The organism is Serratia sp. SCBI (assembly GCF_000747565.1).
Classification (GTDB): Bacteria; Pseudomonadota; Gammaproteobacteria; order Enterobacterales; family Enterobacteriaceae; genus Serratia; species Serratia ureilytica.
Genome location: NZ_CP003424.1, coordinates 3,536,510 through 3,560,265, shown reverse-complemented (window position 1 = coordinate 3,560,265; position 23,756 = coordinate 3,536,510). Strand labels below are relative to the sequence as shown.

The 23,756-nt window shown below is 58.7% G+C and carries 24 protein-coding genes and 1 pseudogene; 17 read left to right on the top strand and 8 right to left on the bottom strand.

Going from position 1 to position 23,756, the window contains the following annotated elements; translation table 11 throughout:
- Nucleotides 1-34 precede the first annotated feature (34 nt).
- The 3 genes and pseudogenes from SERRSCBI_RS16680 (at nucleotide 35) to hisP (ending at nucleotide 2,216) form a co-directional block, all read left to right on the top strand.
- Nucleotides 35-720: pseudogene (locus SERRSCBI_RS16680) on the top strand (histidine ABC transporter permease HisQ).
- Nucleotides 717-1,421, top strand: coding sequence for an ABC transporter permease (locus SERRSCBI_RS16675; protein WP_033643875.1), 705 nt, complete (start codon nucleotides 717-719; stop codon nucleotides 1,419-1,421). Before SERRSCBI_RS16680 ends, SERRSCBI_RS16675 begins: the two are co-directional and overlap by 4 nt.
- Before the next feature lie 21 nt (nucleotides 1,422-1,442).
- Nucleotides 1,443-2,216 carry a histidine ABC transporter ATP-binding protein HisP gene (gene hisP, locus SERRSCBI_RS16670; protein WP_004936098.1) on the top strand — a complete coding sequence of 258 codons (774 nt, stop codon included), beginning with the start codon at nucleotides 1,443-1,445 and terminating at the stop codon, nucleotides 2,214-2,216.
- 7 nt (nucleotides 2,217-2,223) lie between these two features.
- On the opposite strand, the gene SERRSCBI_RS16665 is transcribed toward hisP, so the two are convergent.
- The 3 genes from SERRSCBI_RS16665 to yfcG form a co-directional block, all read right to left on the bottom strand.
- Nucleotides 2,224-3,138: a TIGR01777 family oxidoreductase gene (locus SERRSCBI_RS16665; protein ID WP_033643873.1), complete on the bottom strand. Its 915-nt coding sequence runs from the start codon at nucleotides 3,136-3,138 to the stop codon at nucleotides 2,224-2,226.
- A 16-nt stretch (nucleotides 3,139-3,154) separates the two neighbouring features.
- A complete protein-coding gene (folX, locus tag SERRSCBI_RS16660; RefSeq protein WP_025303682.1) occupies nucleotides 3,155-3,526 on the bottom strand; it encodes a dihydroneopterin triphosphate 2'-epimerase in 372 nt (123 codons plus the stop codon).
- Between the two features lie 111 nt (nucleotides 3,527-3,637).
- Nucleotides 3,638-4,267: a GSH-dependent disulfide bond oxidoreductase gene (yfcG, locus tag SERRSCBI_RS16655; RefSeq protein ID WP_016926886.1), complete on the bottom strand. Its 630-nt coding sequence runs from the start codon at nucleotides 4,265-4,267 to the stop codon at nucleotides 3,638-3,640.
- A 233-nt stretch (nucleotides 4,268-4,500) separates the two neighbouring features.
- Between yfcG and yfcE the strand changes: the two genes are divergently transcribed.
- Nucleotides 4,501-5,052, top strand: coding sequence for a phosphodiesterase (yfcE, locus tag SERRSCBI_RS16650; RefSeq protein ID WP_033643871.1), 552 nt, complete (start codon nucleotides 4,501-4,503; stop codon nucleotides 5,050-5,052).
- 100 nt (nucleotides 5,053-5,152) lie between these two features.
- Nucleotides 5,153-5,698, top strand: coding sequence for an NUDIX hydrolase YfcD (yfcD, locus tag SERRSCBI_RS16645; protein ID WP_004936086.1), 546 nt, complete (start codon nucleotides 5,153-5,155; stop codon nucleotides 5,696-5,698).
- Nucleotides 5,699-5,751: 53 nt separating this feature from the next.
- On the opposite strand, the gene SERRSCBI_RS16640 is transcribed toward yfcD, so the two are convergent.
- Nucleotides 5,752-6,771 carry a LacI family DNA-binding transcriptional regulator gene (locus tag SERRSCBI_RS16640; RefSeq protein ID WP_042785105.1) on the bottom strand — a complete coding sequence of 340 codons (1,020 nt, stop codon included), beginning with the start codon at nucleotides 6,769-6,771 and terminating at the stop codon, nucleotides 5,752-5,754.
- Nucleotides 6,772-7,081: 310 nt separating this feature from the next.
- Between SERRSCBI_RS16640 and SERRSCBI_RS16635 the strand changes: the two genes are divergently transcribed.
- The 7 genes from SERRSCBI_RS16635 (at nucleotide 7,082) to SERRSCBI_RS16605 (ending at nucleotide 12,301) form a co-directional block, all read left to right on the top strand.
- Entirely contained in the window at nucleotides 7,082-7,525 is a 444-nt protein-coding gene (locus tag SERRSCBI_RS16635; RefSeq protein WP_033643869.1) for a PTS sugar transporter subunit IIA, read from the top strand.
- A gap of 92 nt (nucleotides 7,526-7,617) precedes the next feature.
- Nucleotides 7,618-7,899, top strand: a complete 282-nt coding sequence (locus tag SERRSCBI_RS16630) for a PTS sugar transporter subunit IIB (RefSeq protein WP_025303676.1) — start codon at nucleotides 7,618-7,620, stop codon at nucleotides 7,897-7,899.
- A 23-nt stretch (nucleotides 7,900-7,922) separates the two neighbouring features.
- Entirely contained in the window at nucleotides 7,923-9,302 is a 1,380-nt protein-coding gene (locus tag SERRSCBI_RS16625; RefSeq protein WP_004936074.1) for a PTS ascorbate transporter subunit IIC, read from the top strand.
- Between the two features lie 13 nt (nucleotides 9,303-9,315).
- A complete protein-coding gene (locus tag SERRSCBI_RS16620; RefSeq protein ID WP_033643868.1) occupies nucleotides 9,316-10,167 on the top strand; it encodes a transketolase in 852 nt (283 codons plus the stop codon).
- Entirely contained in the window at nucleotides 10,160-11,119 is a 960-nt protein-coding gene (locus SERRSCBI_RS16615; RefSeq protein ID WP_042785104.1) for a transketolase family protein, read from the top strand. The genes SERRSCBI_RS16620 and SERRSCBI_RS16615 overlap by 8 nt, the downstream gene beginning before the upstream one ends.
- A 223-nt stretch (nucleotides 11,120-11,342) precedes the next feature.
- On the top strand, nucleotides 11,343-11,882 hold the full coding sequence (locus SERRSCBI_RS16610; RefSeq protein ID WP_042785103.1) for a hypothetical protein: 540 nt from the start codon (nucleotides 11,343-11,345) through the stop codon (nucleotides 11,880-11,882).
- Complete coding sequence (locus SERRSCBI_RS16605; protein ID WP_042785102.1) at nucleotides 11,879-12,301, top strand: putative T6SS immunity periplasmic lipoprotein; 423 nt, start codon at nucleotides 11,879-11,881, stop codon at nucleotides 12,299-12,301. The genes SERRSCBI_RS16610 and SERRSCBI_RS16605 overlap by 4 nt, the downstream gene beginning before the upstream one ends.
- Before the next feature lie 73 nt (nucleotides 12,302-12,374).
- On the opposite strand, the gene pta is transcribed toward SERRSCBI_RS16605, so the two are convergent.
- Nucleotides 12,375-14,534: a phosphate acetyltransferase gene (gene pta, locus SERRSCBI_RS16600; RefSeq protein ID WP_033651943.1), complete on the bottom strand. Its 2,160-nt coding sequence runs from the start codon at nucleotides 14,532-14,534 to the stop codon at nucleotides 12,375-12,377.
- Between the two features lie 74 nt (nucleotides 14,535-14,608).
- Complete coding sequence (ackA, locus tag SERRSCBI_RS16595) at nucleotides 14,609-15,811, bottom strand: acetate kinase (RefSeq protein WP_004936063.1); 1,203 nt, start codon at nucleotides 15,809-15,811, stop codon at nucleotides 14,609-14,611.
- A gap of 358 nt (nucleotides 15,812-16,169) precedes the next feature.
- On the opposite strand from ackA, the gene yfbV reads away from it, so the two are divergent.
- The 4 genes from yfbV (at nucleotide 16,170) to SERRSCBI_RS16575 (ending at nucleotide 19,864) form a co-directional block, all read left to right on the top strand.
- Nucleotides 16,170-16,625, top strand: a complete 456-nt coding sequence (yfbV, locus tag SERRSCBI_RS16590) for a terminus macrodomain insulation protein YfbV (RefSeq protein ID WP_004936061.1) — start codon at nucleotides 16,170-16,172, stop codon at nucleotides 16,623-16,625.
- 140 nt (nucleotides 16,626-16,765) lie between these two features.
- On the top strand, nucleotides 16,766-17,260 hold the full coding sequence (locus SERRSCBI_RS16585; protein ID WP_033643864.1) for a YfbU family protein: 495 nt from the start codon (nucleotides 16,766-16,768) through the stop codon (nucleotides 17,258-17,260).
- A gap of 17 nt (nucleotides 17,261-17,277) precedes the next feature.
- Nucleotides 17,278-17,934: a sugar phosphatase gene (locus SERRSCBI_RS16580; RefSeq protein WP_042785100.1), complete on the top strand. Its 657-nt coding sequence runs from the start codon at nucleotides 17,278-17,280 to the stop codon at nucleotides 17,932-17,934.
- Nucleotides 17,935-18,031: 97 nt separating this feature from the next.
- Nucleotides 18,032-19,864 carry an SLC13 family permease gene (locus tag SERRSCBI_RS16575; protein ID WP_033643862.1) on the top strand — a complete coding sequence of 611 codons (1,833 nt, stop codon included), beginning with the start codon at nucleotides 18,032-18,034 and terminating at the stop codon, nucleotides 19,862-19,864.
- A gap of 27 nt (nucleotides 19,865-19,891) precedes the next feature.
- On the opposite strand, the gene yfbR is transcribed toward SERRSCBI_RS16575, so the two are convergent.
- Nucleotides 19,892-20,509 carry a 5'-deoxynucleotidase gene (gene yfbR, locus SERRSCBI_RS16570; RefSeq protein WP_042785099.1) on the bottom strand — a complete coding sequence of 206 codons (618 nt, stop codon included), beginning with the start codon at nucleotides 20,507-20,509 and terminating at the stop codon, nucleotides 19,892-19,894.
- Nucleotides 20,510-20,616: 107 nt separating this feature from the next.
- Nucleotides 20,617-21,831 (bottom strand): pyridoxal phosphate-dependent aminotransferase, encoded by a 1,215-nt coding sequence (locus tag SERRSCBI_RS16565; RefSeq protein WP_019453720.1) that lies wholly within the window; start codon nucleotides 21,829-21,831, stop codon nucleotides 20,617-20,619.
- A gap of 856 nt (nucleotides 21,832-22,687) precedes the next feature.
- Here SERRSCBI_RS16565 and lrhA point away from each other — a divergent pair.
- Nucleotides 22,688-23,632: a transcriptional regulator LrhA gene (gene lrhA / locus SERRSCBI_RS16560; RefSeq protein WP_033643860.1), complete on the top strand. Its 945-nt coding sequence runs from the start codon at nucleotides 22,688-22,690 to the stop codon at nucleotides 23,630-23,632.
- Nucleotides 23,633-23,756: the final 124 nt, after the last annotated feature.

Genomic DNA, 23,756 nt, shown 5'->3' with positions numbered 1-23,756 from the left:
GATGGTTCGGATCCTAGACGACAGGGTGAAGTAGATGCTGCAAGGCTATTCCCAACTGATTTTCGAGGGGGCTCTGGTGACGCTGGAGTTGGCCCTCAGTTCCGTATTGTTGGCGGTGGTGATCGGGTTGATCGGCGCCGGCGGCAAACTCTCCCACAACCCCTTATTTCCGGCCTGTTCGGCGCTTACACCACGCTGATCCGCGGCGTGCCCGATCTGGTGCTGATGCTGCTGATTTTTTATGGCCTGCAAATCGCCTTGAACAACATCACCACGCTGCTCGGTTTCTCGCAGATCGATATTGACCCGCTCGGCGCCGGCATCATTACCCTCGGCTTTATTTACGGCGCGTACTTTACCGAAACCTTCCGCGGCGCCTACTTGGCGGTGCCGAAAGGGCAGATTGAGGCGGCGACGGCCTACGGCTTCAGCGGCGCGCAGATCTTTCGGCGCATTTTGTTCCCGGCGATGATGCGCTTCGCCTTGCCGGGCATCGGCAACAACTGGCAGGTGATCCTGAAGGCGACGGCGCTGGTGTCTATCCTTGGCCTGAACGACGTGGTGAAAGCCACGCAGTTGGCGGGGAAAGGCACCTATCAGCCGTTCTTCTTCGCCATCGTAGCCGGCGTGGTTTACCTGATTTTCACTACCGTTTCCAACGGCGTGCTGTTGTGGCTTGAACGGCGTTACTCACTGGGCGTCAAGAGGGCCGAGCTATGATCGAGATTTTGCAACAGTATTGGCAGTCGCTGCTGTGGAGCGACGGCTACCGTTTCACCGGCGTGGCGGTCACGCTGTGGCTGCTGATCGCCTCCGTGGTGATGGGCGGGTTGCTGGCGATCCCGATGGCGGTGGCGCGCGTCTCTTCCCTTCGCTGGGTGCGTTTCCCGGTGTGGCTCTACACCTACGTGTTTCGCGGCACGCCGCTGTACGTGCAGTTGCTGGTGTTCTACTCCGGCATGTACAGCCTGGAAATCGTGCGCGGCAGCGAGTTTCTCAACGCGTTTTTCCGCAGCGGGCTCAACTGCACCATCCTGGCGCTGACGCTCAACACCTGCGCATATACCACCGAGATTTTCGCCGGGGCGATCCGCTCGGTGCCGCACGGTGAAATCGAGGCCGCCAACGCTTACGGTTTCTCGCGCTTCAAGATGTATCGCTGCATCATTTTGCCTTCGGCGCTGCGCACCGCGCTGCCGGCCTACAGCAACGAAGTGATCCTGATGCTGCACTCCACCGCGCTGGCGTTTACCGCCACCGTGCCGGACCTGCTGAAGATTGCGCGCGACATCAATGCCGCGACCTATCAGCCGTTTTACGCTTTCGGCATTGCGGCGGTGTTGTACCTGATCATCTCCTACGTGTTAATCAGCCTGTTCCGCAAAGCTGAAAAACGCTGGATGGCACACGTTAGTCACTGATAAATGACGGGAAGAAAAACCATGTCTGAGAATAAATTAGCCGTCACGGAACTGCACAAACGCTATGGCGATCACGAGGTGCTGAAGGGCGTCTCGCTGGCGGCCAACGCCGGGGATGTGATCAGCATCATCGGCTCCTCCGGCTCCGGCAAAAGCACCTTTCTGCGCTGCATCAACTTCCTCGAGAAGCCGAGCGAAGGCTCGATCAGCCTGAACAACGAAGATATTCGCATGGTGCGCGACAAGGACGGCCAGCTGAAGGTATTCGACAAGAAGCAGCTGCAGCTGCTGCGCACCCGCCTGACCATGGTGTTCCAGCATTTTAACCTGTGGAGCCATATGACGGTGCTGGAGAACGTGATGGAGGCGCCGGTGCAGGTGCTGGGGCTGAGCAAGGCCGACGCGCACGAGCGCGCGGTGCGCTACCTGGATAAAGTGGGCATCGACGAGCGGGCGCGCGGCAAGTACCCGGTGCACCTGTCGGGCGGCCAGCAGCAGCGCGTCTCCATTGCCCGCGCATTGGCGATGGAGCCGGAAGTGCTGCTGTTTGACGAACCGACGTCGGCGCTGGATCCCGAGTTGGTGGGCGAGGTGCTGCGCATCATGCAGAAGCTGGCGGAGGAGGGAAAAACCATGGTGGTGGTGACGCACGAAATGGAATTTGCGCGCCACGTTTCGAACCACGTGATCTTCCTGCACAAAGGGTTGATCGAAGAGCAGGGCCCGCCGGCCGAGCTGTTCGGCAATCCCAAAAGCCCGCGCCTGCAGCAGTTCCTGTCCGGCGCGTTGAAGTAACCTCAGATCAGCGGGCTTCGGCCCGCTGATTGACAACGTCATCCAATGCCTGTTCCAGCTCCAGATAACGGAAGTGGAAACCGGCCTCTTCCAGGCGCTTCGGCACCGCCCGCTGGCCGCCGAGCACCAGCACCGCCGCTTCCCCCATCAACAGCCGCATGACGAACGCCGGCACCCGCAGAAACGCCGGGCGATCGAGCACGTTGGCCAATTGGGCGGCGAATTGCTCGTTGTGCACCGGGTAGGGAGCGACCATGTTGAACGGGCCGCTCAGGGTGGCGTGATCCAGCAGATAAATAATGCCGTTGACCATGTCTTCGAGGTGGATCCACGGCAGGTATTGGCGACCGTCGCCGATCGGGCCGCCGAGCCCGAAGCGGAACGGCGGCAGCATTTTGGCCAGCGCGCCGCCCTGTGGCGCCAGCACCACGCCGGTGCGCAGCAGGCAGACGCGGGTGGCGTCGCTTTGCGCCTGCAGCGCCAGCGCTTCCCAGCGTTGACACAGCTGGTGGGTGAATTCGTCGTGCGGCGGCTCCTCTTCGGTCACCACCGCCTGCCCCTGATCGCCGTAGTAGCCGACGGCGGAACCGGAAATCAACACGCCGGGGGGCGTGCTGCCGGCCTTGATCAGCTTCGCCAAGCGTTCGGTCAGATCCCAGCGGCTGCGGCACAGCCGCTCTTTCTGCTGCGCGCTCCAGCGCTTGTCGGCGATAGGTTCGCCGGCCAGGTTGATCACCGCGTCAAATTCATCCAGCGATTGCCGGTCGTCCAGCGTTCGCCAATAGCTCGGCCGGTCGCCCAGCCGGGCTCGGGCTCGCCGTTCGTCTCGGGTCAGCACCGTAATGTGGTGAGAAAGCGCCAGCAGTCTTGCCGTCAGGCTGCTGCCTATCAATCCCGTTGCGCCGGTGATCAGGATCCGCATGGTCGACCTCCCTGAATTAGTCCCGGCGGTAGCTCATGGTCATGGAAACCGAGTCGGCGTAGCGCAGGGCCAGAAGTTTATCTATCTCCACTTCAGCATAGGTCACCCAGGCGTGTTCTTTTACGATATCGAGCACATCCTGCGTTAATTTTTCCAGCAACGCGAAACGGTTATCTTCCACATGGCGGATGATCGCTTTGGTGATGGTGCGGTAGTTGAGCGCATCGGCGATATCTTCGCTGTTGCGCGCCTTGTCCGCCGGGTAGTGGATCACCACGTTGATCAGGACGTCCTGTCGGTTGTTTATTTCCTCTTCCTTGATACCGATGAACGTGCGCAGCCGCAGATTTTTAATGCGAATAACGGCGTCGGGTTGACTGAAAGACATCAGAGATTCTCCATAGGTCTGATTATTAGCGTTCAGAATACACGGAAAGTAGGGAAATGATAACGCAGGGACAATGTGACTCCCCGGCCGACGGGGAGTCGGGGGAGGCACTTAGGCTTGTTCGGCCAGTTTGTAGGCGCGCTCGGTCGCCGGGCGATTGCTGATGCGCTCGAACCAGTTGCGCACCGCCGGGTAATCCGCCAGATCGATGCGCTGGCGTGGATGCGATACGACCCACGGGTAGGTGGCGATATCGGCGATGCTGTAGTTATCGCCGCCCAGGTACGGGTGTTTTTGCAGTTCAGCTTCCAGCACGCCGTACAGCCGCTTGGTCTCCAGATGGTAACGCTCGATGGCGTAAGGCACCGGCTGCGGCGCGTAGTGGTTAAAGTGGTGATTCTGCCCGAGCATCGGCCCGAATCCGGCCACTTGCCAGAACAGCCACTGCAGGGTAGCGGCGCGTTCGCGCAGGCCCTTGCTCAGCAGCTTGCCGGTCTTCTCCGCCAGATACAGCAGGATTTCCCCGGATTCGAACAGGCTGATCGGCGCGCCGCCGTCCACCGGTTGCTGATCGACGATCGCCGGGATTTTGTTGTTGGGAGAAATGCTCAGAAAGTCCGGTTTGAACTGCTCGCCGGCGCTGATGTTTACGCGATGGATACGGTAGGGTAAGCCGACCTCTTCCAAAAACAAGGTGATCTTGTGACCATTGGGAGTAGGCGCGTAATACAGGTCAATCATGTTGCCTCCTGCGGTAAGGTGATCTGTAATTCATTACACGTTGCTGCGGTCTTCGCCGCGCACAAAGGTATATCAGAGATCCAACAATAGCAGCTAAGGATAGCAGGCTATGTGGGATTCGTCCGATGCTATCTGCACAGTTGGATCACAATTCTCCACCGGGGCGGGCGGCGGTTTGCCGCACGGCGCCGGCGCGGTAAAATGGCGCTTATTTCCCTCTATAGGACAAGGTTATGAAGCTGATGTTCGCCTCGGATATCCACGGTTCGCTGCCGGCGACCGAACGCGTGCTGGAATTGTTCGCACAACACGGCGCCGACTGGCTGATTCTTCTGGGTGATTTGCTGAATCACGGCCCGCGCAACGCGTTGCCCGCCGGGTATCAGCCCGCTCAGGTTGCCGAACGATTGAATCGCTATAGCGACAAGATCATCGCCGTTCGCGGCAATTGCGACAGCGAGGTCGATCAGATGCTGCTGACGTTTCCCATCGAGGCGCCCTGGCAACAGGTTTTACTGCAAAAAAGACGATTGTTTTTGACCCACGGTCACCTTTATCATCCCTCGGCACTGCCGCCGTTATCCTGCGGTGACGTCTTGGCCTATGGCCATACGCATCTGCCGCAGGCGGAGCGGCAGGGTGAGATCTATTGCTTCAATCCGGGCTCGGTCAGCATCCCGAAAGGGGGCTTTCCCGCCAGCTACGGCATGTTGGAAAGCGGCACTTTGCGCGTGCTGACGCTCGACGACGGCAAGGTCGTCGCGGAGGTGGCGTTAACACGCTAAACGCACTAATTTATACACACACAATAAAAATCTTTGAAAAACACTCATTGATTAACCAGCGCGCGGGATTGCATCGCGCCAAAATAGAAGGTTTTAGAGGATGGCGGAACAGGGTCAGGCTGCAGATACCGAGTGGGTTGATATCGTCGACGAGCAAAACGAGGTGATTGCTCAATCCAGTCGTCAACAGATGCGGGCGGAGCGGCTGCGTCATCGTGCTACCTATATTGTGGTGCATGATGGGATGGGAAAAATTCTGGTGCAGCGTCGCACCGAGATCAAGGACTTCTACCCGGGTTGGCTGGACGCGACGGCGGGCGGCGTAGTGCAAAGCGGTGAAAACGTGCTGGATTCGGCGCGCCGCGAGGCGGAAGAGGAGCTGGGCATCGCCGGCGTGCCTTTCGCCGAGCACGGTCTGTTCTACTTTGAGGAAGAGCAGTGCCGGGTGTGGGGCGCGCTGTTCAGCTGCGTATCGCACGGGCCGTTCGCGCTGCAGGAAGAAGAAGTGGCCGAGGTGTGCTGGCTGACGCCGGAAGAGATCACCGCCCGCTGCGACGAGTTTACCCCGGATTCGCTGAAGGCGCTGTCGCTGTGGCTGACGCGCAACAATGAACAGGATTACGGCAAGCCGCTCGACAATCACTGAGCCGCCTGCGCATGGAAAAGCCGGTCATCGACCGGCTTTTTTTACGGGCGGATTCAGCAGCTGTCGCGGCGGCACAGCGTGGCGGGCAGGGAGCCTGGCGGCTGCCAGGGATGCTCGTTCAGCCGCGCCAGCAGCGCCTGGCCGGCCTGAATGCCGATGTCGCGATGCGGAATGGTCATGGTGGTCAGCGGCGGCTGGCACACCCGGCTGAACTCGCTGTTGCCGAAGCCCACCACCGCCAGATTATCCGGCACCTTGATGCGCCGCCGCTGGCATTCATACAGCACGCCGCCCGCCAGTTCGTCCGACGCGCACACCAGCGCGTCCAGCTCCGGCCAGGCCAGCAAGAATTCCGGCAGCTGCTGCGCGCCGGTGCTGAAGCTGGCGGGCTGCGCGGCGTTGATGACCCGATGCGGCGACATATGGTTGCGCAGCAGCGCCTTGTGCCAGCCCTGCAGGTGCTGCTGGAAAATCCACTGCTCCTGATTGGCGCACAGCAGTCCGACATTCTGGTAACCGCTGGCGATCACCGTTTGCGTCAGCTGATACATGGCCGCCACGTAATCGATGCCGATGCTCATGTCGATCGGATCGGCGCGTACGGCGCCGATCTCCACCACCGGAATGTTGGCGGCGATCAACGCGTTGCGGGCATTTTGCGAATGCTCGACGCTGAGCAGCACCGCCGCCGCCAGGTTGTAAGAGAGCAGCGTCTCCAGCAGTTTCTCCTCGCGTTCCAGGTGGTGCTGCGACTCCGCCAGCATGATGTGATAGCCGGCGGGCTGCAGCACTTTCTGCAGGCCGGCGAACATCTCGGCGCAGCCGGATTCGGACAGGCTGGGCACCACCATGGCGATGGTGTAGGACGAGGCCGAGGCCAGCGAGCTGGCGGCCAGGTTGGGCAGATAGCCCAGCTCGTTTACCGCCGCGTCTATCTTCTCGCGCAGTTTGTCCGAAACCTGTTCCGGCGTGCGCAGCGCGCGCGACACCGTCATGGTGCCGACGCCCGCCAGCTGCGCTACGTCAGCCAACGTCACCCTGCCTGTGCTGCGGCGTTTTTTACCGATCGACATGCCTAATCCCGACTGAAATGCGCGCGCGGCGCATAAAGATTGTGATGGTGGGAAGCCGACGGCGCGGCTTCGACGATCCCAGTATGCGGCACATTCTACCCCGTTACCCGAAAGAGCGAGAAAAAATTGTGGTTAACGCCGCGCCGCGGCATGGCGTTTTGATAGCGCTATCACAGTTCTGCATGATAGCGCTTTGGTAGCGCTATCTTTGTGATGCCAATCACTGTGCAGCCGAGAGGGGTTGATTAAAGTTTTACCGTCGTCGGTGAATTAATCACCGGCCGAAACCATCAACGCTTGGGAGGGTAACGTGCTGAAAGAATGGCTGACCGCCGATCATATACAGCTGTGCGAACGGGTGGAGGACTGGCGCCAGGCGGTAACGCTGAGCGCGCAACCGCTGCTGCAACGCGGCGTGATTACGCCGAATTACCTGACGGCCATCTTTCATCAGCAGGAGCAGCTTGGCCCCTACTTCGTCCTGGCGCCGGGCATCGCCATGCCGCACGCGCGGCCGGAGCAGGGCGCCAACGCGCTGGGGCTGTCGCTGTTGAAGATCCACCAGGGCGTGAATTTTCATTCTGCGGATAACGATCCGGTTCAGGTGGTGGTGATGCTTTCCGCACCCGACGGCAACAGTCATATTGAAATGATTTCGCAGTTGGCGGAATTATTTTCCGATAACACGGCGATGGAAGCGTTATTTCACGCCACAGATAAACGGCAAATTGAGGATATTATCGCCCGCTATTAACGTTTAATCACCAGGAACATTATTAATGCCCATAACGTCGGGAATATTCCCGGCGGCGCTACCCTACACGCTAAATTCAACAGGTGGATATCATGAAAATCATGGCGATTTGCGGTTCAGGTCTCGGCAGCAGCTTTATGGTGGAAATGAACATTAAAAAGGTGCTGAAAAAGATGGGGGTGGAGGCCGAGGTCGAACACTCCGATCTGTCGTCCGCCACTCCCGGCGCCGCCGACGTATTCGTGATGGCGAAAGACATCGCCGACAGCGCCAGCGTACCGGCCGAGCAGCTGGTGGTGATCAGCAACATCATCGACATTAATGAGCTGGAAGCCAAGCTGCGCGCTTACTTCGAAGCCCACTCAATCATCTGAATAAAACGATTGGCGAGGTGGATATGTTTATCCAGGAAACGCTTAAGTTTGTGGTGGATATATTAAAGGTGCCTTCGGTACTGGTCGGGCTTATTGCGCTGATCGGTTTGCTGGCGCAAAAGAAATCGTTTTCCGACGTGGTGAAAGGCACGGTAAAAACCATTCTTGGCTTTATCGTTTTGGGCGGCGGCGCCACGGTATTGGTCGGGTCGCTCAATCCGCTGGGCGGCATGTTCGAACACGCGTTTAATATTCAGGGCATCATTCCGAATAACGAAGCCATCGTCTCCATCGCGCTGGAGAAATACGGCGCTTCCACCGCGCTGATCATGGCGTTCGGCATGGTGGCGAATATCGTGGTGGCGCGCTTTACCCGATTGAAATACATCTTCCTCACCGGCCACCACACCTTCTACATGGCCTGCATGATCGGCATCATCCTGACGGTGGCGGGCTTCGAGGGCGTACAGCTGGTGTTCACCGGCGCGCTGACCCTGGGGCTGGTGATGGCGTTCTTCCCGGCTATCGCCCAGCGCTATATGCGCCGCATCACCGGCAACGACGATATCGCCTTCGGCCACTTCGGCACCCTGGGCTATGTGCTGTCCGGTTGGATCGGCTCGAAAGTGGGGAAAAACTCGCGCTCGACCGAAGAGATGAACCTGCCGAAAAACCTCAGTTTCCTGCGCGACAGCTCCATTTCGATCTCGATGACCATGATCGTCATCTACCTGATCCTGGCGATCTGCGCCGGGCGGGCCTATGTGGAAAGCGAGCTCAGCGGCGGCCAGAACTACCTGGTGTATTCGATTATCCAGGCCATCACCTTCGCCGCCGGGGTATTCATTATCCTGCAGGGCGTGCGCTTGATTCTGGCGGAGATCGTGCCGGCGTTCACCGGCTTCTCGGAAAAACTGGTGCCTAACGCGCGGCCGGCGCTGGATTGCCCGGTGGTTTACCCCTATGCCCCCAACGCGGTGCTGATCGGCTTCCTGTTCAGCTTCCTCGGCGGGTTGGCCGGGCTGTTCCTGCTGGGGCAACTGAAGATGGTGCTGATCCTGCCCGGCGTAGTGCCGCATTTCTTCACCGGCGCTACCGCCGGGGTGTTCGGCAACGCCACCGGCGGGCGGCGCGGCGCGATGCTGGGCGCTTTCGCCAACGGTCTGCTGATCACCTTCCTGCCGGTGCTGCTGCTGCCGGTGCTGGGGGCGCTGGGCTTTGCCAACACCACCTTCTCCGACGCCGACTTCGGCGCGATCGGCATCCTGCTGGGCAACATGGCGCGCTTTATGTCGAAAGAGATGATCATGCTGGCGATTGTCGCCGTGTTTGCGCTGCTGGTGGCGCATAACTTCCTGGGAAAACGCAAAGGCGCGCCGGCCGCTGACCGCGTCGAGAAATAATGAGGGCAGAGTGATGAACGACACAACGAGCGAAACGGAAATTGAAGAGCTGCGCGCCCTGGCGCGCGCCATCCGCCTGGAAACATTGAAGGCGTTGACCGGGCTGGGGTTCGGCCACTACGGCGGCTGCATGTCGGTGGTCGAGACGCTGGCGGTATTGTACGGCGGCGTGATGCGCATCGATCCGGCGGATCCGGACTGGCCGGAGCGCGATGACTTCGTGCTGTCGAAGGGGCACGCCGGCCCGGCGCTGTACAGCACGCTGGCGATCAAGGGCTACTTCCCGCTGGCGGAGTTGCAAACCCTCAATCAGAACGGCACGCGCCTGCCGAGCCATCCGGACCGGCTGCGCACGCGCGGCGTGGACGCCACTACCGGCTCGCTGGGGCAGGGCGTGTCGATCGCCGCCGGCATGGCGCTGTCCCATCGGCTGGCGGGGCGCCGCAATCGGGTGTTCAGCATCCTCGGCGACGGTGAACTGAACGAAGGGCAGTGCTGGGAGGCGTTCCAGTTTATCGCCCACCACAATCTGAACAACCTGACGCTGTTTATCGATTACAACAAACAGCAGCTGGACGGCGCGCTGGACGAGGTGATCCAACCGTTCGATCTGGCCGCCAAGTTCCGCGCTTTCGGCTTTGAGGTGCAGACCATCAAGGGCGACGACATTGCGGCGCTGCTGGCGGCGGTGAGGCCGGCGCGCGGCGGAGAACAGCGGCCGCTGGCGATCGTGCTCGACAGCATCAAGGGACAGGGGGTGACCTATTTGGAAAACCTGTCGAACTCACACCACCTGCGCCTGACGCCGGACGTGCAGCAGGAGATTGAAAAAGCCATCGCCGAACTGGAGGCCGCCCATGTTTAACGTAGTGACGCAGTTGGAAAACGACGCCGTCGAAATGCGCAAAGTCTATGCCGGCGCGGTCCGGCGGCAGATTGAAGCGGGCGCACCGATCATCGCGCTGGAGGCGGATCTGATGAGCTCCATGGCGATGGACGGCGTGCATAAGGATCACCCGCAGCACGTGATCAACTGCGGCATCATGGAGGCTAACGTGATCGGCGTCGCCGCCGGACTGTCGCTGACCGGCCGGGTGCCGTTCGTGCACACCTTTACCGCCTTCGCCAGCCGCCGCTGTTTCGATCAGCTGTTCATGTCGCTGGATTATCAGCGTAACAACGTCAAGGTGATCGCTTCCGACGCCGGGGTGAGCGCCTGCCACAACGGCGGCACCCACATGTCGTTCGAGGATATGGGCATCGTGCGCGGGCTGGCGCACTCGGTAGTGCTGGAAGTGACCGACGCCACCATGTTCGCCGACATTCTGCGCCAGCTGATGGATCTGCGCGGCTTCTACTGGGTGCGCACCATCCGCAAGCAGGCGACGCGCATCTACCAGGACGGCTCGCGCTTTACCATCGGCAAGGGCAACCTGCTGCGCGACGGCGACGATATCACGCTGATCGCCAACGGCATCATGGTGGCGGAGGCGCTGAAGGCGGCGGAGATGCTGGCGCGGCAGGGCGTCAGCGCGGCGGTGATCGATATGTTCACCCTCAAGCCTATTGACCGTGAACTGATCAAAACCTACGCGGCCAAGACCGGACGCATCGTCACCTGTGAAAACCACAGCATTCATAACGGGCTGGGGTCGGCGGTGGCGGAGGTATTGGCGGAGGAATGCCCGACGCCGATGCGGCGCGTGGGGGTGAAGGAACGTTACGGCCAGGTGGGCACCCAGGCGTTTTTACAGCAGGAGTACGGCCTGACCGCCGAGCACATTCTGGAGGCTGCCGGGCAGTTGCTGCAAAAGTAGTTCTTGAGTCAATAACAATTGCTGTAACGAATGAGGCTCGGTGCTCTGGAGAAAGCATATACCTTCCGACCCGGAATTTGAGTCATGACTCACGTATTATTAACTGATAAGCCCCTTAGGGGGCTTTTTGTTTTCGGTGAATAATAGGTGGCCAATGCTTGGGTAAAAAGAGATAATAAAAATAGCGCAATAAATACAATGAGTTATATTCATGGAGTGAATAATGATAACAGCAAGAGGCTCATTCAGAAGGCTGACGCTAGGCGAGATCACGCTATCCCGCTCTCTCTATAAAAATGCCATCGACTACAGTCTTGTTAAAGTGCATAACGCGAGCTATTTCCCGTTTGGTTTGCAGAATGGGGAAACGGCCGTTACGCCTAATGGTGAACTTTATTGGCCTGAAAAACACTTCAGGGAAGATTTTTCCACAGAAACAACACGCTATCTATGGTGGTTCATGCATGAAATGGCCCACGTATGGCAGTATCAGATGGGGATAAACGTCCGGCTACGGGGAATAATGAGCTGGGCGGTAACTTATAAATACTCGCTGCCCGATTACTACTCATTAGCTGATTATGGTATGGAGGCGCAAGCCAGCCTTCTTGCAGATTACTTCATCCTTTCTCGTTATGGAAAAGAACGGTGGTTTGAGGTGAAGCTGATGCAAGGTATTATAGGTCCAGATTTGAAAAGCCGTTATGAGCATGTTTTGAAAAGATTTCTTAATGCTCCTACCGACAGGAAAAACCTGAAATGAGAAGAATCTATACCCTCATCATGATGATGTTGCTCAGTGGTTGTATGCTTGAAAAGCAACGTTTTTACACTGCGGATATTACGCTACGGGGAAATGATCTCTGTTTCTCTTTGCCGCAGACCTACCAAACACAGAGTGGCAGGGTCAGTCTGGTCAGTATCGCTATTGAACAACGGTTGGGTAGCCAAACGCATGAACTCTGGCGCAGGGCCATTCTACCGCCAAAACCCGCTGAGACGATCACGCCCGGCCAGTGTATCCCATACTCGTTCAAAGCATTTGAGAGCAATATGCCATACACCGTAGCAATCAGTACCGTGGATCCTCAGGATGCGGATTCGAAACGTTTCTGGCAGCGCAGTTTCTCGCTGAAAATCAGTGACGGCAAGATTTCGCAGGTTATTGCCAGCGCGGAGTAATAAAAAGTCAGAGAAGGGATGAATGAAATAACAAGGGCCGGCAATGCCGGCCCTTGTTTCGTTTGGCGATGAATTACGCCTTGGCGGCGGCAGCGTCAGCCTGGGAAGACTGGATCGCCGTCAGCGCGACGGTGTAGACGATATCGTCAACCAGTGCGCCGCGCGACAGGTCGTTCACCGGCTTGCGCATGCCTTGCAGCATCGGCCCGATGGAGACCAGGTCAGCGGAACGCTGTACCGCTTTGTAGGTGGTGTTGCCGGTGTTCAGATCCGGGAAGATGAACACGGTCGCCTGGCCGGCCACCGGCGAGTTCGGCGCCTTGGACTTGGCGACGTCGGCCATGATGGCGGCGTCGTACTGCAGCGGGCCGTCGATGATCAAATCCGGGCGTTTTTCCTGAGCCAGACGGGTCGCTTCGCGCACTTTCTCTACGTCGCTGCCCGCACCGGAGTTGCCGGTGGAGTAGGAGATCATCGCCACGCGTGGCTCGATGCCGAAGGCCGCGGCGGAATCCGCAGACTGGATGGCGATTTCAGACAGCTGCTCGGCGGTCGGATCCGGGTTGATCGCGCAGTCGCCGTAGACCAGTACCTGGTCAGGCAGCAGCATGAAGAACACGGAGGACACCAGCGAGCTGCCCGGTGCGGTTTTGATCAGCTGCAACGGCGGACGGATGGTGTTGGCGGTGGTGTGAACCGCGCCGGAGACCAGGCCGTCGACTTCGCCTTGTTCCAGCATCAGGGTGCCGAGCACCACGTTGTCTTCCAGCTGCTCGCGCGCGACCACTTCGGTCATGCCCTTGCTCTTACGCAGCTCAACCAGACGCGGCACGTAGTTTTCACGCACGGCGACCGGATCGACGATTTCGATGCCTTTGCCCAGCTCAACGCCTTGCGCTGCCGCGACGCGCTGGATCTCGTCCGGGTTGCCGAGCAGCACGCATTCCGCGATGCCGCGTTCGGCGCAGATGGCCGCCGCTTTCACGGTGCGCGGCTCGTCGCCTTCCGGCAGCACGATGCGCTTGCCGGCTTTACGCGCCAGCTCGGTCAGCTCGTAACGGAACGCCGGTGGAGACAGACGGCGTGAACGCTCAGAGGCAGCGGTCAACGAGTCGATCCACTCGGTGCTGATGTGGCTGGCCACGTAGTTCTGCACTTTCTCGATGCGCTGGTGGTCGTCCGCCGGCACTTCGAGGTTGAAGCTCTGCAGGCTCAGCGAGGTTTGCCAGGTGTTGGTGTCAACCATGAACACCGGCAGGCCGGTCTGGAAGGCGCGTTCGCACAGCTTCTTGATCGGCTCGTCGATGGCGTAGCCGCCGGTCAGCAGGATGGCACCGATTTCCACGCCGTTCATCGCCGCCAGGCAGGCGGAGACCAGCACGTCAGGGCGGTCTGCGGAGGTCACCAGCAGGGAGCCTGGGCGGAAGTGTTCCAGCATGTGCGGGATGCTGCGCGCACAGAAAGTCACGGACTTCACGCGGCGGGTCATGATGTCGCCTTCGTTGACCACGCGGGCCTTCAGGTGGCGAGCCATGTCGATGGCGCGGGTGGCGATCAGATCGAAACTCCACGGCACGCAGCCCAGAACCGGCAGTGGGCTGTTGGCGAACAGCTGTGCAGGATCGACGTGGGCGATGCTGGCCTTGGTGGAGTCGTCGAAGATTTCGGACAGGTCAGGACGGGTGCGGCCCTGATCGTCGACCGGCGCGTTCAGCTTGTTGATGATAACGCCGGTGATGTTTTTGTTCTTGCTGCCGCCGAAGCTGGTGCGCGCCAGTTCGATGCGCTCTTTCAGCTGCGCCGGGGAGTCGTTGCCCAGCGCCAGCACGAAGACGATCTCGGCGTTCAGGGTTTTGGCGATCTCGTAGTTCAGCGCGTTGGCGAACTGATGCTTGCGGGTCGGCACCAGGCCTTCGATCAGCACCACTTCCGCGTCTTTGGTGTTCTCGTGGTAACGCGCCACGATCTCTTCCATCAGCACGTCTTGCTGGTTGGAGCTCAGCAGGCCCTCAACGTAGTCCATGCGCAGCGGTTCGGCCGCCGGAATGGTAGAGTTGCTGCGGATGATGGTGGTGGTCTGGTCGAGTGCGTTGTCGCCGGTGCGCGGTTGAGCGATAGGTTTGAACACGCTCAGACGAACGCCTTTTTGCTCCATGGAGCGGATGACACCCAGGCTGACGCTGGTCAGGCCGACGCTGGTGCCGGTGGGGATCAACATAATAGTACGTGACACAGAATAGTCCTCTTCACGATTAACATGAGGCTAAAACAACACCGTCAGCCTGGGCTGACGGTGTTTTGAGAGCATTACGCGGTCAGGCGGGATGCGTCCTGCGCGATGACCAACTCTTCGTTGGTCGGGATCACCAGCGCCAGGCGGCTGCCGTCTTTGGTGATGGCGCCGGATTTGCCGAAGCGAGCGGCCATGTTGCGATCGTGGTCGATTTCGAAGCCCAGCAGGCCCAGTTTGTTCAGGGTCAGCTCACGCACCATGCCGGCGTTCTCGCCGATGCCGCCGGTGAAGATCACCGCGTCCAGACGGCCTTCCATCAGCGCGCTGTAGGCGCCGACGTATTTGGCCAGACGGTGGCAGAACACGTCCATGGCGCGTTTGGCGTCGGCTTTGCTGTCGTAGTTGTCTTCAACGTAACGGCAGTCGCTGGTGACTTCGGTCAGGCCCAGCAGGCCGGATTCTTTGGTCAGCATCTTGTTGATCTGGTCAACGCTCATGCCCAGAGAATCGTGCAGGTGGAAGATGATAGCCGGATCGATGTCACCGCTGCGGGTGCCCATCACCAGGCCTTCCAGCGGGGTCAGACCCATGGAGGTGTCAACGCACTGGCCGTTGCGCACTGCGGTGACGGAGCCGCCGTTGCCCAGGTGGCAAGTGATCACGTTCACTTCTTCTACCGGCTTGTTCAGCATCTTCGCGGCTTCTTGAGTCACGTAGAAGTGGCTGGTGCCGTGTGCGCCGTAGCGGCGAACGCCGTGGTCGCGGTACAGGCTGTACGGCAGGGCGTACAGGTAAGATTCTTCCGGCATGGTCTGGTGGAACGCGGTGTCGAACACGGCAACGTTCTTGTCAGCCAGGTGAGGGAAGGATTTCAGCGCTTCCGCGATGCCGATCAGGTGAGCTGGGTTGTGCAGTGGTGCAAACGGCACGGAATCTTTGATACCCTGCAGAACTTCGTCGTTGATCACGGCGGAAGCGGTGAACTTCTCGCCGCCGTGCACGATGCGGTGGCCGATAGCGGTCAGCTGCGCAGAAAGCTCTGGTTTTTGTGCCAGAATAGTATTAACAATGAAGTTCAGCGCTTCGCTGTGTGCAGCGCCGGCCCCCAGGGCAGCTTCGTGTTTGGCGCCGTCCATTTTCCACTTGATGCGAGCTTCAGGCAGGTGGAAACACTCGGCCAAACCGGAGAGGAATTCGTCGCCGTTAACGGCATCGATGATGGCGAATTTCAGAGAAGAACTGCCGCAGTTAAGAACCAGTACTAGCTTACTCGACATGGAAGTACCTACTTAAATAGTCGTGTTGTTAAAAGAAAATCGAACACACGTGGTGAATTAATCGTCAATCAGACAACAAGCGTAGCGCATAGTGCCGATGACATTTATGATTAACATCATGTGAAGTGCACAAATCACAGGATGATGGAAAAACCGATGATTTCTCTGCGGTTTAAATAATCTTGATTTTTATAGGGCTAAAAGTTGACAAAATTTACGTCATCTTCTACCGGCCACAAGGCCGGCTTAGGATACCGATAGCCCGGTGCAAACACAAAATAAATTTAAAGCTTCAAATTTTTTAGTATGGGCTCTGGCAGCACGCTTTTAGTTTCTTTACGTGACGTTGAGGTACGCAATGACGAGCAAACCGTCCGGTTCCGTAAGCTGGTTTCAGGTCTTCCAGCGCGGGCAGCATTATATGAAAACCTGGCCGTCAGACAAACGTCTGGCACCGGTCTTTCCGGAGAACCGCGTTGCGCGTGCCACCCGTTTCGCTATCCGTTTCATGCCGCCGTTGGCGATTTTCACGCTGACCTGGCAGATCGCGCTGGGCGGCCAGCTCGGCCCGGCGATCGCCACCGCGCTGTTTGCCTGCAGCCTGCCGATGCAGGGCTTGTGGTGGCTGGGGCGTCGCTCTGTTACGCCGCTGCCGCCGACGCTGCTGCAATGGTTCCATGAGGTGCGCAACAAGCTGACGGAAGCCGGGCAGGCGGTGGCGCCGCTCGAGGGCACGCCCACCTATCAGACGTTGGCCGATCTGCTTAAGCGCGCCTTCAAGCAGTTGGATAAAACCTTCCTCGACGATCTGTAATGAAAAGGCCGCGCTGATGCGGCCTTTCTCGTGAAAGCGCCAATAACCCCGGTTTAAATCAAAGAACGGTCGAGTTGTGATTTCCTGCGTTCTTGCGCTGTGCGATGCTCCCGCCATCATACAGAAATGAGGAAATCCTGATGGAAATGACCCATGCCCAGCGCCTGATCCTGTCGAATCAGTACAAGATGATGACGCTACTCGATCCGGACAACAGCGATCGTTATCGCCGGTTGCAAACCATCGTCGAACGCGGCTTCGGCTTGCAAATGCGCGAGCTGGATCGTGACTTTGGCGAACTGAGCGAAGAGGTGTGCCGCACCATCATCAACGTGATGGAGATGCACCATGCGCTGCAGGTTTCCTGGGGCAATCTGAAAGAGAAACAGGGGCTGGACGAGCGCCGCCTGGCGTTTCTCGGCTTCGACGCCGCCACCGAGGCGCGCTACCTGAGCTATGTGCGTTTCCTGGTCAACACCGAGGGGCGCTATACTCACTTCGATTCCGGCAGCCACGGTTTCAACGCCCAGACCAAAATGTGGGAAAAATACCAGCGTATGCTGGCGATCTGGCTGGCCTGCCCGCGCCAGTATCACTTGAGCGCCGTTGAGATAGCGCAAATCATCAATGCTTGATTAAAAAGAGGTTTTCTGTGGAGTGTAAGGGTTTTCTGTTCGATCTTGATGGCACCCTGGTGGATTCGCTGCCGGCGGTAGAGCGCGCCTGGACGCACTGGGCCGAGCGTCGCGGCGTCGATCCGCAAGCGGTGCTGGACTTCATTCACGGTAAACAGGCCATTACTTCTCTGCGCCACTTTATGCCGGGTGAAAGCGAAGCGGAAATTCAGCGCGAGTTCCAACTGCTGGAGCAGGTGGAAGCGCAGGATACCGAAGGCGTTCGCGCACTGCCGGGCGCCATCGCGTTGTTGGAGCGCCTGAACGCGCTCGGCATCCCTTGGGCGATCGTCACCTCCGGTTCGGTGCCGGTGGCCGGCGCTCGCCGCCAGGCCGGCGGTTTGCCGCAGCCGGCGGTGCTCATCACCGCCGAGCAGGTTAAACACGGCAAGCCTCAGCCCGATGCCTACCTGCTGGGCGCCGAACGTCTGGGGCTGGCGCCGCACGAGTGCGTGGTGGTTGAAGACGCGCCGGCCGGCATTCTTTCGGGGCTGGCGGCGGGCTGCCAGGTGATTGCGGTCAACGCCCCGGCCGACGCGCCGAAGCTGGAGCAGGTTGACCTGCGGCTGGATTCGCTGGCGCAGATCGCCGTTGATAAAACGGCGCAGGGCGCGATCGTTCGCCTACTGGCCTGAGTGGCATTATCTTCACCCTAATTGATTAGACCCCGCCTTTGCGGGGTTTTTTTATGCTATTTTTTAAGCCCTTGGACATTTGCCGGATGAGGCCGTTTTGAACAGCGAATTACTGTGGGTGCTGAGTTTACTGCTGATTGCCATCGTGCTGTTTACCACCAACAAGCTGCGCATGGACGTGGTGGCGCTGTTGGTGATCATCGCCTTCGTGCTGAGCGGCACGCTCAGCCTGCAGGAGGCGACGGTCGGGTTCAGCGATCCCAACGTGATTCTGATCGCCGCGCTGTTCGTGATCGGCGAAGGGTTGGTGCGCACCGGGGTGGCCTACCAGGTGGGCGACTGGCTGGTCAAAGTGGCCGGCAGCAGCGAAACCAAAATGTTGATGCTGCTGATGGTGACGGTCGCCGGGCTGGGGGCATTTATGAGCTCGACCGGCGTGGTGGCGATCTTTATCCCGGTGGTGCTCAGCGTGACGGCCAGAATGAAGATCGCGCCGGGGCGGCTGATGATGCCGCTCAGCTTCGCCGGGCTTATCAGCGGCATGATGACGTTGGTGGCCACGCCACCCAATATGGTGGTCAACAGCGAGCTGGTGCGCGAAGGCATCCATGGTTTCGGTTTCTTCAGCGTGACGCCGATCGGCCTGGTGGTGCTGGCGCTGGGGGTCGGCTACATGCTGATCGCCCGGCGTTGGCTGGGCAGCGGTGACACGGGCAAAGCCGGCGACGGCTGGCAGCGCCGCACCTTCCGCGATCTGATCCGCGATTACAGACTGACCGGCCGCGCGCGGCGGCTGGCTGTCCGCAGCGCTTCGCCGCTGATTGGGCGTTCGCTGGATGAACTGCACCTGCGTGCGCGCTACGGCGCCAACGTGGTGGGCATCGAACGCTGGAAACGCTTTCGGCGGGTGATGGTCAGCGCCTCCGGCAGCACCGAGCTGCGCGAGGGTGACGTTCTCTTGATCGACATGTCGGACAGCCAGATCGATCTGCGCGAATTCTGCGGCGAACAGCGGCTGGAGCCGATGGTGCTGCGCGGCGATTACTTCTCGGAACAGTCGCGCAACGTCGGCATGGCGGAGGTCTCGCTGATCCCTGACTCGGCGCTGCTGGGCAAAAGCCTGCGCGAAGCGGCGTTCCGCAGCCGCTACGATCTGAACGTGGTGGGCATCCGCCGCCACGGCGAGACGCTCGGCGGCAAACTGGTGGACGAGCCGCTGGAGCTGGGCGACATTTTGCTGGTGATCGGCGACTGGAAGGCGATCCGTCAACTGCAGGCCAAAACCCATGACTTTATCGTGCTCAACTTGCCGGCCGAAGTGGACGAAGTGGCCCCGGCCATCACGCAGGCGCCGCACGCGCTGTTTTGCCTGGCGTTGATGGTGGCGATGATGCTGACCGACGAAATCCCCAACCCGATCGCGGCGCTGATCGCCTGTTTGCTGATGGGCAAATTCCGCTGTATCGACATGGAGAGCGCTTATAAATCGATCCATTGGCCGAGCATCATTTTGATCGTCGGCATGATGCCGTTCGCGCAGGCGCTGCAAAAGACCGGCGGGGTCAGTCTGATCGTCAGCGGGCTGATGGATGTCGCCGGCGGGGCGGGGCCGCGCGTGATGCTGCTGTGCCTGTTCGTCTTGTGCGCGACTATCGGGCTGTTTATTTCCAACACCGCGACGGCGGTGCTGATGGCGCCGATCGCCATCGCCGCCGCGCGCGAAATGGGCGTCTCGCCATACCCGTTCGCGATGATTATCGCCATCGCCGCGTCCGCCGCCTTTATGACGCCGGTCTCTTCACCGGTCAACACGCTGGTGCTGGGGCCGGGCAATTACAAGTTCGGCGATTTCGTGCGTCTCGGCGTGCCGTTCACCCTGCTGGTGATGGCGGTCAGCGTGATTGTGGTGCCGTGGCTCTACGGTTTTTAACGGCGCAGCGAGGCTGCGCCGGCGGGGTTACAGCGAACTGTCGAGGCTGATTTCGTCCAGCGACAGGCTGAAGCTGGGAATGAACACTTCCATGAAGTAGTCCATCTCCGGGCTGCGGCCCATCTCCGGGCTGCGGCGCTGTTCCAGGGTTTTATCCAGCCGCGCCTTGGCCAGGGTGAATTCGTTGTTGCCGGCAGACAGCTCTTCCAGGCATTTCAGGTAGGCGCACAGCGCGTCAGCCTGCTTCACCACCTGCTTTTCATCTTCGCTGTAATAATGCTCATCGAGAATGGTGCGAAAATCGTTGCGCAGCTCCGCCGGGATCATATCCAGCAGCTTTTGCTGGGCGATCTTTTCGATCTTCTTGTACTCATGGGCGATCTGCGGATTGTAGTATTTGATCGGCGTCGGCATGTCGCCGGTGATCACTTCGCTGGCGTCATGGTACATCGCCAACAGCGCAACGCGGTCGGCGTTGAGGTTGCCGTTGAATTTGCGGTTCTTGATCACCGCCAACGCGTGGGCGACAAAGGCCACCTGCAGACTGTGTTCGGAGACGTTCTCGGTGCGCACGTTGCGCATCAGCGGCCAGCGGTTGATCAGTTTCAGGCGGGACAGATGGGCGAAGAAATGGCTCTGACTCATGGTGCTCTCTTTAACGGCAAGTGAGGGCCCCATTGTGAAGCAGTGTCGGCGAATTTTGCAACCGGGCTGTGAGGGAAGGGCGCAGCGAGGCGCTGCGCCCCTGATGATTATTGGTGATAGCCTTCCAGGAAGCGGCCCAGCTTGCCGACCGCCATTTCCAGTTCGTCTACGCGCGGCAGGGTGACGATGCGCACGTGATCGGGGTAAGGCCAGTTGAACGCGGAGCCCTGCACCAGCAGCACTTTTTCCTGCAGCAGCAGATCCAGCACCAGCTTCTGGTCGTCATGGATGTTGAAGCGTTTGGCATCGATGCGCGGGAACATGTACAACGCGCCCTGCGGCTTCACGCAAGAGACGCCCGGGATGTCGTTGAGCAATTCCCAGGTGCGGTTGCGCTGTTCGTACAGGCGGCCGCCGGGCTGAATGAATTCGCTGATGCTCTGATAACCGCCCAGCGCGGTCTGAATCGCGTGCTGCATCGGCACGTTGGCGCACAGGCGCATCGAAGCCAGCATCTCCAGCCCTTCGATATAGCCTTTGGCGTGCTTTTTCGGCCCGTTCAGCACCATCCAGCCCTGGCGGAAACCCGCCACGCGGTAGGTCTTCGACAGGCCGTTGAAGGTCACGGTCAGCAGATCCGGCGCCAGCGCGGCGATCGAGTGGTGCTCTGCTTCGTCGTACAGGATCTTGTCGTAGATCTCGTCGGCGAAGATGATCAGGTTGTGTTGACGGGCGATCTCGACGATCTGCTCAAGCAGCGCTTTGCTGTAGACCGCACCGGTCGGGTTGTTCGGGTTGATGATCACGATGCCGCGGGTGCGCGGGGTGATCTTGCTGATGATGTCGTCCAGATCCGGGAACCAGCCGGCCTGCTCATCGCACAGGTAATGTACGGCCTTGCCGCCGGACAGCGACACTGCGGCGGTCCACAGCGGATAGTCCGGCGCCGGCACCAGCATTTCGTCGCCGCTGTTGAGCAGCGCCTGCATGGACTGAACGATCAGCTCGGAGACGCCGTTGCCAATGTAGATATCCTCAACGGTCACGTCACGCATGTTGCGCGCCTGATAGTGCTGCATGATCGCTTTACGCGCCGAGAAGAGGCCTTTGGAATCGGAGTAGCCTTGCGCCGTGGGCAGATTGCGGATCACGTCGACCAGGATTTCGTCCGGGGCGTCGAAGCCGAACGGGGCAGGGTTGCCGATGTTCAGTTTCAGGACTTTATTGCCTTCTTCTTCAAGACGTTTAGCTTCTTTAAGCACCGGGCCGCGAATGTCATAGCAGACGTTGTCCAGTTTGCTGGATTTCTCAATGGGGGACATAAAAAGTTGAGCCTTTTGCTGGGATAGGGGCGCTCCTACCGTGGGACGCCGCAACCCGCCCAATGTACTCCTGGCGTAGTTGCTTTTGAAGGGTTTTGCACGCCTTTGGTGCAAATGCATGTCGTAACGGGGGATTTTAGTTATGATAAGCAAAGGTAAAGTTATTTTGTGGTTCATAATTTCATGAACTATAATTTTACTAGGGTTTTGTTCTGTGAAATCGAGCGTCGTTCAACGCGACGCGCTGGCGTCAGCGCCTGGGTGTGGAGAACTGATAAGCCATAAGGGAGAATGGTTTTCAGTAACTGTAAAGGAACGATAATACCGGAGTTGTCTGATAGCGGGTTGTCAGATGACACACCACACTAAGAAAAATGGCATATTTACATAAGCTTTACTTTATATTTTATCTTAAGCATTGTTTATGTGGTTATGAGAATATTATTTAAAGTAAAAATCTTACTGATTGAATTTATTAAATTCATTGCGTGGTGATACGAAGTCGGTGCCGTTAATTATTTATATTTCTTGCTCGTAAATGCAGTCTGAACGCCAGTTGATAAGGGTTATCAGTAGCACGAATGGAGTGGAAATTAGGCAGTATGAATGAGTAAAATCTCAGGCCCGGTGGGGGTTTTCCCCGTATGCCGGCATTTAGTCCCCCGCGTTCTATAAGCAGCATCGATAGATCGCATTTCAAAAAGCGATAGAGGTAACGAATCATAAGTAATTTTTTTGCCCTCCACTTATGAGTGGGGTACTGTCATAACAGGCTCCGTCCTTTTTCAACGGCGTCTGAGAAACACACCAGGGTAGTAGTTCGTAAATTAGAATTTAAAAAAGTGAAGAATACACTATGACAACTGCAAATCGTCCGATACTTAATCTCGACCTCGATCTGCTAAGAACCTTTGTTGCGGTTGCTGATTTGAATACTTTCGCAGCGGCGGCTGTCGCCGTTTGCCGTACTCAATCAGCCGTCAGCCAACAAATGCAGCGATTAGAGCAACTGGTCGGCAAAGAACTGTTTGCCCGCCATGGGCGCAACAAACTTCTGACTGAGCATGGTATTCAGCTTCTCGGTTATGCCAGAAAAATCCTGCGCTTTAACGATGAAGCCTGTACCTCTCTGATGTACAACAATATTAAAGGTGTTCTGACCATCGGCGCTTCCGACGACACCGCCGATACCATTCTGCCTTTCCTGCTGAACCGCGTAACCGCCATCTATCCGAAGCTGGCTATTGACGTGCGCGTGAAGCGCAGCACGACGATGGTCGATCTGCTGGAAGAGGGCGAGATCGATCTGGCGGTGACCACGGCCGATCCCGAAGGGCATCCGCACATCGTGCTGCGCACGTCGCCGACGTTGTGGTACTGCGCCGCCGATTACCATTACCAGGCCGGCGAGCCGATCCCGCTGGTGGTGATGGACGAGCCAAGCCCGTTCCGTTCGCTGGCGATCAAGCAGTTGGACGAAGCCGGCATCCCGTGGCGCATCGCCTACGTCGCTTCCACGCTGTCCGCAGTGCGGGCGGCTTGCAAGGCCGGCCTGGGCGTGACCGCGCGGCCGATCGAGATGATGAGCCCTGACCTGCGGGTGCTGGGCGCGGCGGAAGGTTTGCCGCCGTTGCCGGATACCCAGTATGCGCTGTGCAAAAACGCGCAGTGCAGCAACGAGCTGGCGATGGCCATCTTCAGCGCGATGCAGGGCGGCAATGACGGCTATGGCTTCAACGGCGCGGAAGGCGGTCTCCAGAGCGATCAGGATGACGCCAGCCTGGTGGACGAAGAAGAATAACGCTGCGGCGCGATATCTGATGAAAACCTCTGCTTCGGCGGAGGTTTTTTTTGTCCTTTTTTACCTAAAATTGTATTTATATGTATTTGGTTTGTTTTTTAAATTGAGTTGGCTGTTTTGTTAA

What these genes read in the sequence shown, in the direction of transcription:
- SERRSCBI_RS16675 (WP_033643875.1), top strand. Translation starts at nt 717, where the DNA reads ATGATCGAGATTTTGCAACAGTATTGGCAGTCGCTGCTGTGGAGCGAC.
- hisP (WP_004936098.1), top strand. Translation starts at nt 1,443, where the DNA reads ATGTCTGAGAATAAATTAGCCGTCACGGAACTGCACAAACGCTATGGC.
- SERRSCBI_RS16665 (WP_033643873.1), bottom strand. Translation starts at nt 3,138, where the DNA reads ATGCGGATCCTGATCACCGGCGCAACGGGATTGATAGGCAGCAGCCTG.
- folX (WP_025303682.1), bottom strand. Translation starts at nt 3,526, where the DNA reads ATGTCTTTCAGTCAACCCGACGCCGTTATTCGCATTAAAAATCTGCGG.
- yfcG (WP_016926886.1), bottom strand. Translation starts at nt 4,267, where the DNA reads ATGATTGACCTGTATTACGCGCCTACTCCCAATGGTCACAAGATCACC.
- yfcE (WP_033643871.1), top strand. Translation starts at nt 4,501, where the DNA reads ATGAAGCTGATGTTCGCCTCGGATATCCACGGTTCGCTGCCGGCGACC.
- yfcD (WP_004936086.1), top strand. Translation starts at nt 5,153, where the DNA reads ATGGCGGAACAGGGTCAGGCTGCAGATACCGAGTGGGTTGATATCGTC.
- SERRSCBI_RS16640 (WP_042785105.1), bottom strand. Translation starts at nt 6,771, where the DNA reads ATGTCGATCGGTAAAAAACGCCGCAGCACAGGCAGGGTGACGTTGGCT.
- SERRSCBI_RS16630 (WP_025303676.1), top strand. Translation starts at nt 7,618, where the DNA reads ATGAAAATCATGGCGATTTGCGGTTCAGGTCTCGGCAGCAGCTTTATG.
- SERRSCBI_RS16625 (WP_004936074.1), top strand. Translation starts at nt 7,923, where the DNA reads ATGTTTATCCAGGAAACGCTTAAGTTTGTGGTGGATATATTAAAGGTG.
- SERRSCBI_RS16620 (WP_033643868.1), top strand. Translation starts at nt 9,316, where the DNA reads ATGAACGACACAACGAGCGAAACGGAAATTGAAGAGCTGCGCGCCCTG.
- SERRSCBI_RS16615 (WP_042785104.1), top strand. Translation starts at nt 10,160, where the DNA reads ATGTTTAACGTAGTGACGCAGTTGGAAAACGACGCCGTCGAAATGCGC.
- SERRSCBI_RS16610 (WP_042785103.1), top strand. Translation starts at nt 11,343, where the DNA reads ATGATAACAGCAAGAGGCTCATTCAGAAGGCTGACGCTAGGCGAGATC.
- SERRSCBI_RS16605 (WP_042785102.1), top strand. Translation starts at nt 11,879, where the DNA reads ATGAGAAGAATCTATACCCTCATCATGATGATGTTGCTCAGTGGTTGT.
- ackA (WP_004936063.1), bottom strand. Translation starts at nt 15,811, where the DNA reads ATGTCGAGTAAGCTAGTACTGGTTCTTAACTGCGGCAGTTCTTCTCTG.
- yfbV (WP_004936061.1), top strand. Translation starts at nt 16,170, where the DNA reads ATGACGAGCAAACCGTCCGGTTCCGTAAGCTGGTTTCAGGTCTTCCAG.
- SERRSCBI_RS16585 (WP_033643864.1), top strand. Translation starts at nt 16,766, where the DNA reads ATGGAAATGACCCATGCCCAGCGCCTGATCCTGTCGAATCAGTACAAG.
- yfbR (WP_042785099.1), bottom strand. Translation starts at nt 20,509, where the DNA reads ATGAGTCAGAGCCATTTCTTCGCCCATCTGTCCCGCCTGAAACTGATC.
- SERRSCBI_RS16565 (WP_019453720.1), bottom strand. Translation starts at nt 21,831, where the DNA reads ATGTCCCCCATTGAGAAATCCAGCAAACTGGACAACGTCTGCTATGAC.
- lrhA (WP_033643860.1), top strand. Translation starts at nt 22,688, where the DNA reads ATGACAACTGCAAATCGTCCGATACTTAATCTCGACCTCGATCTGCTA.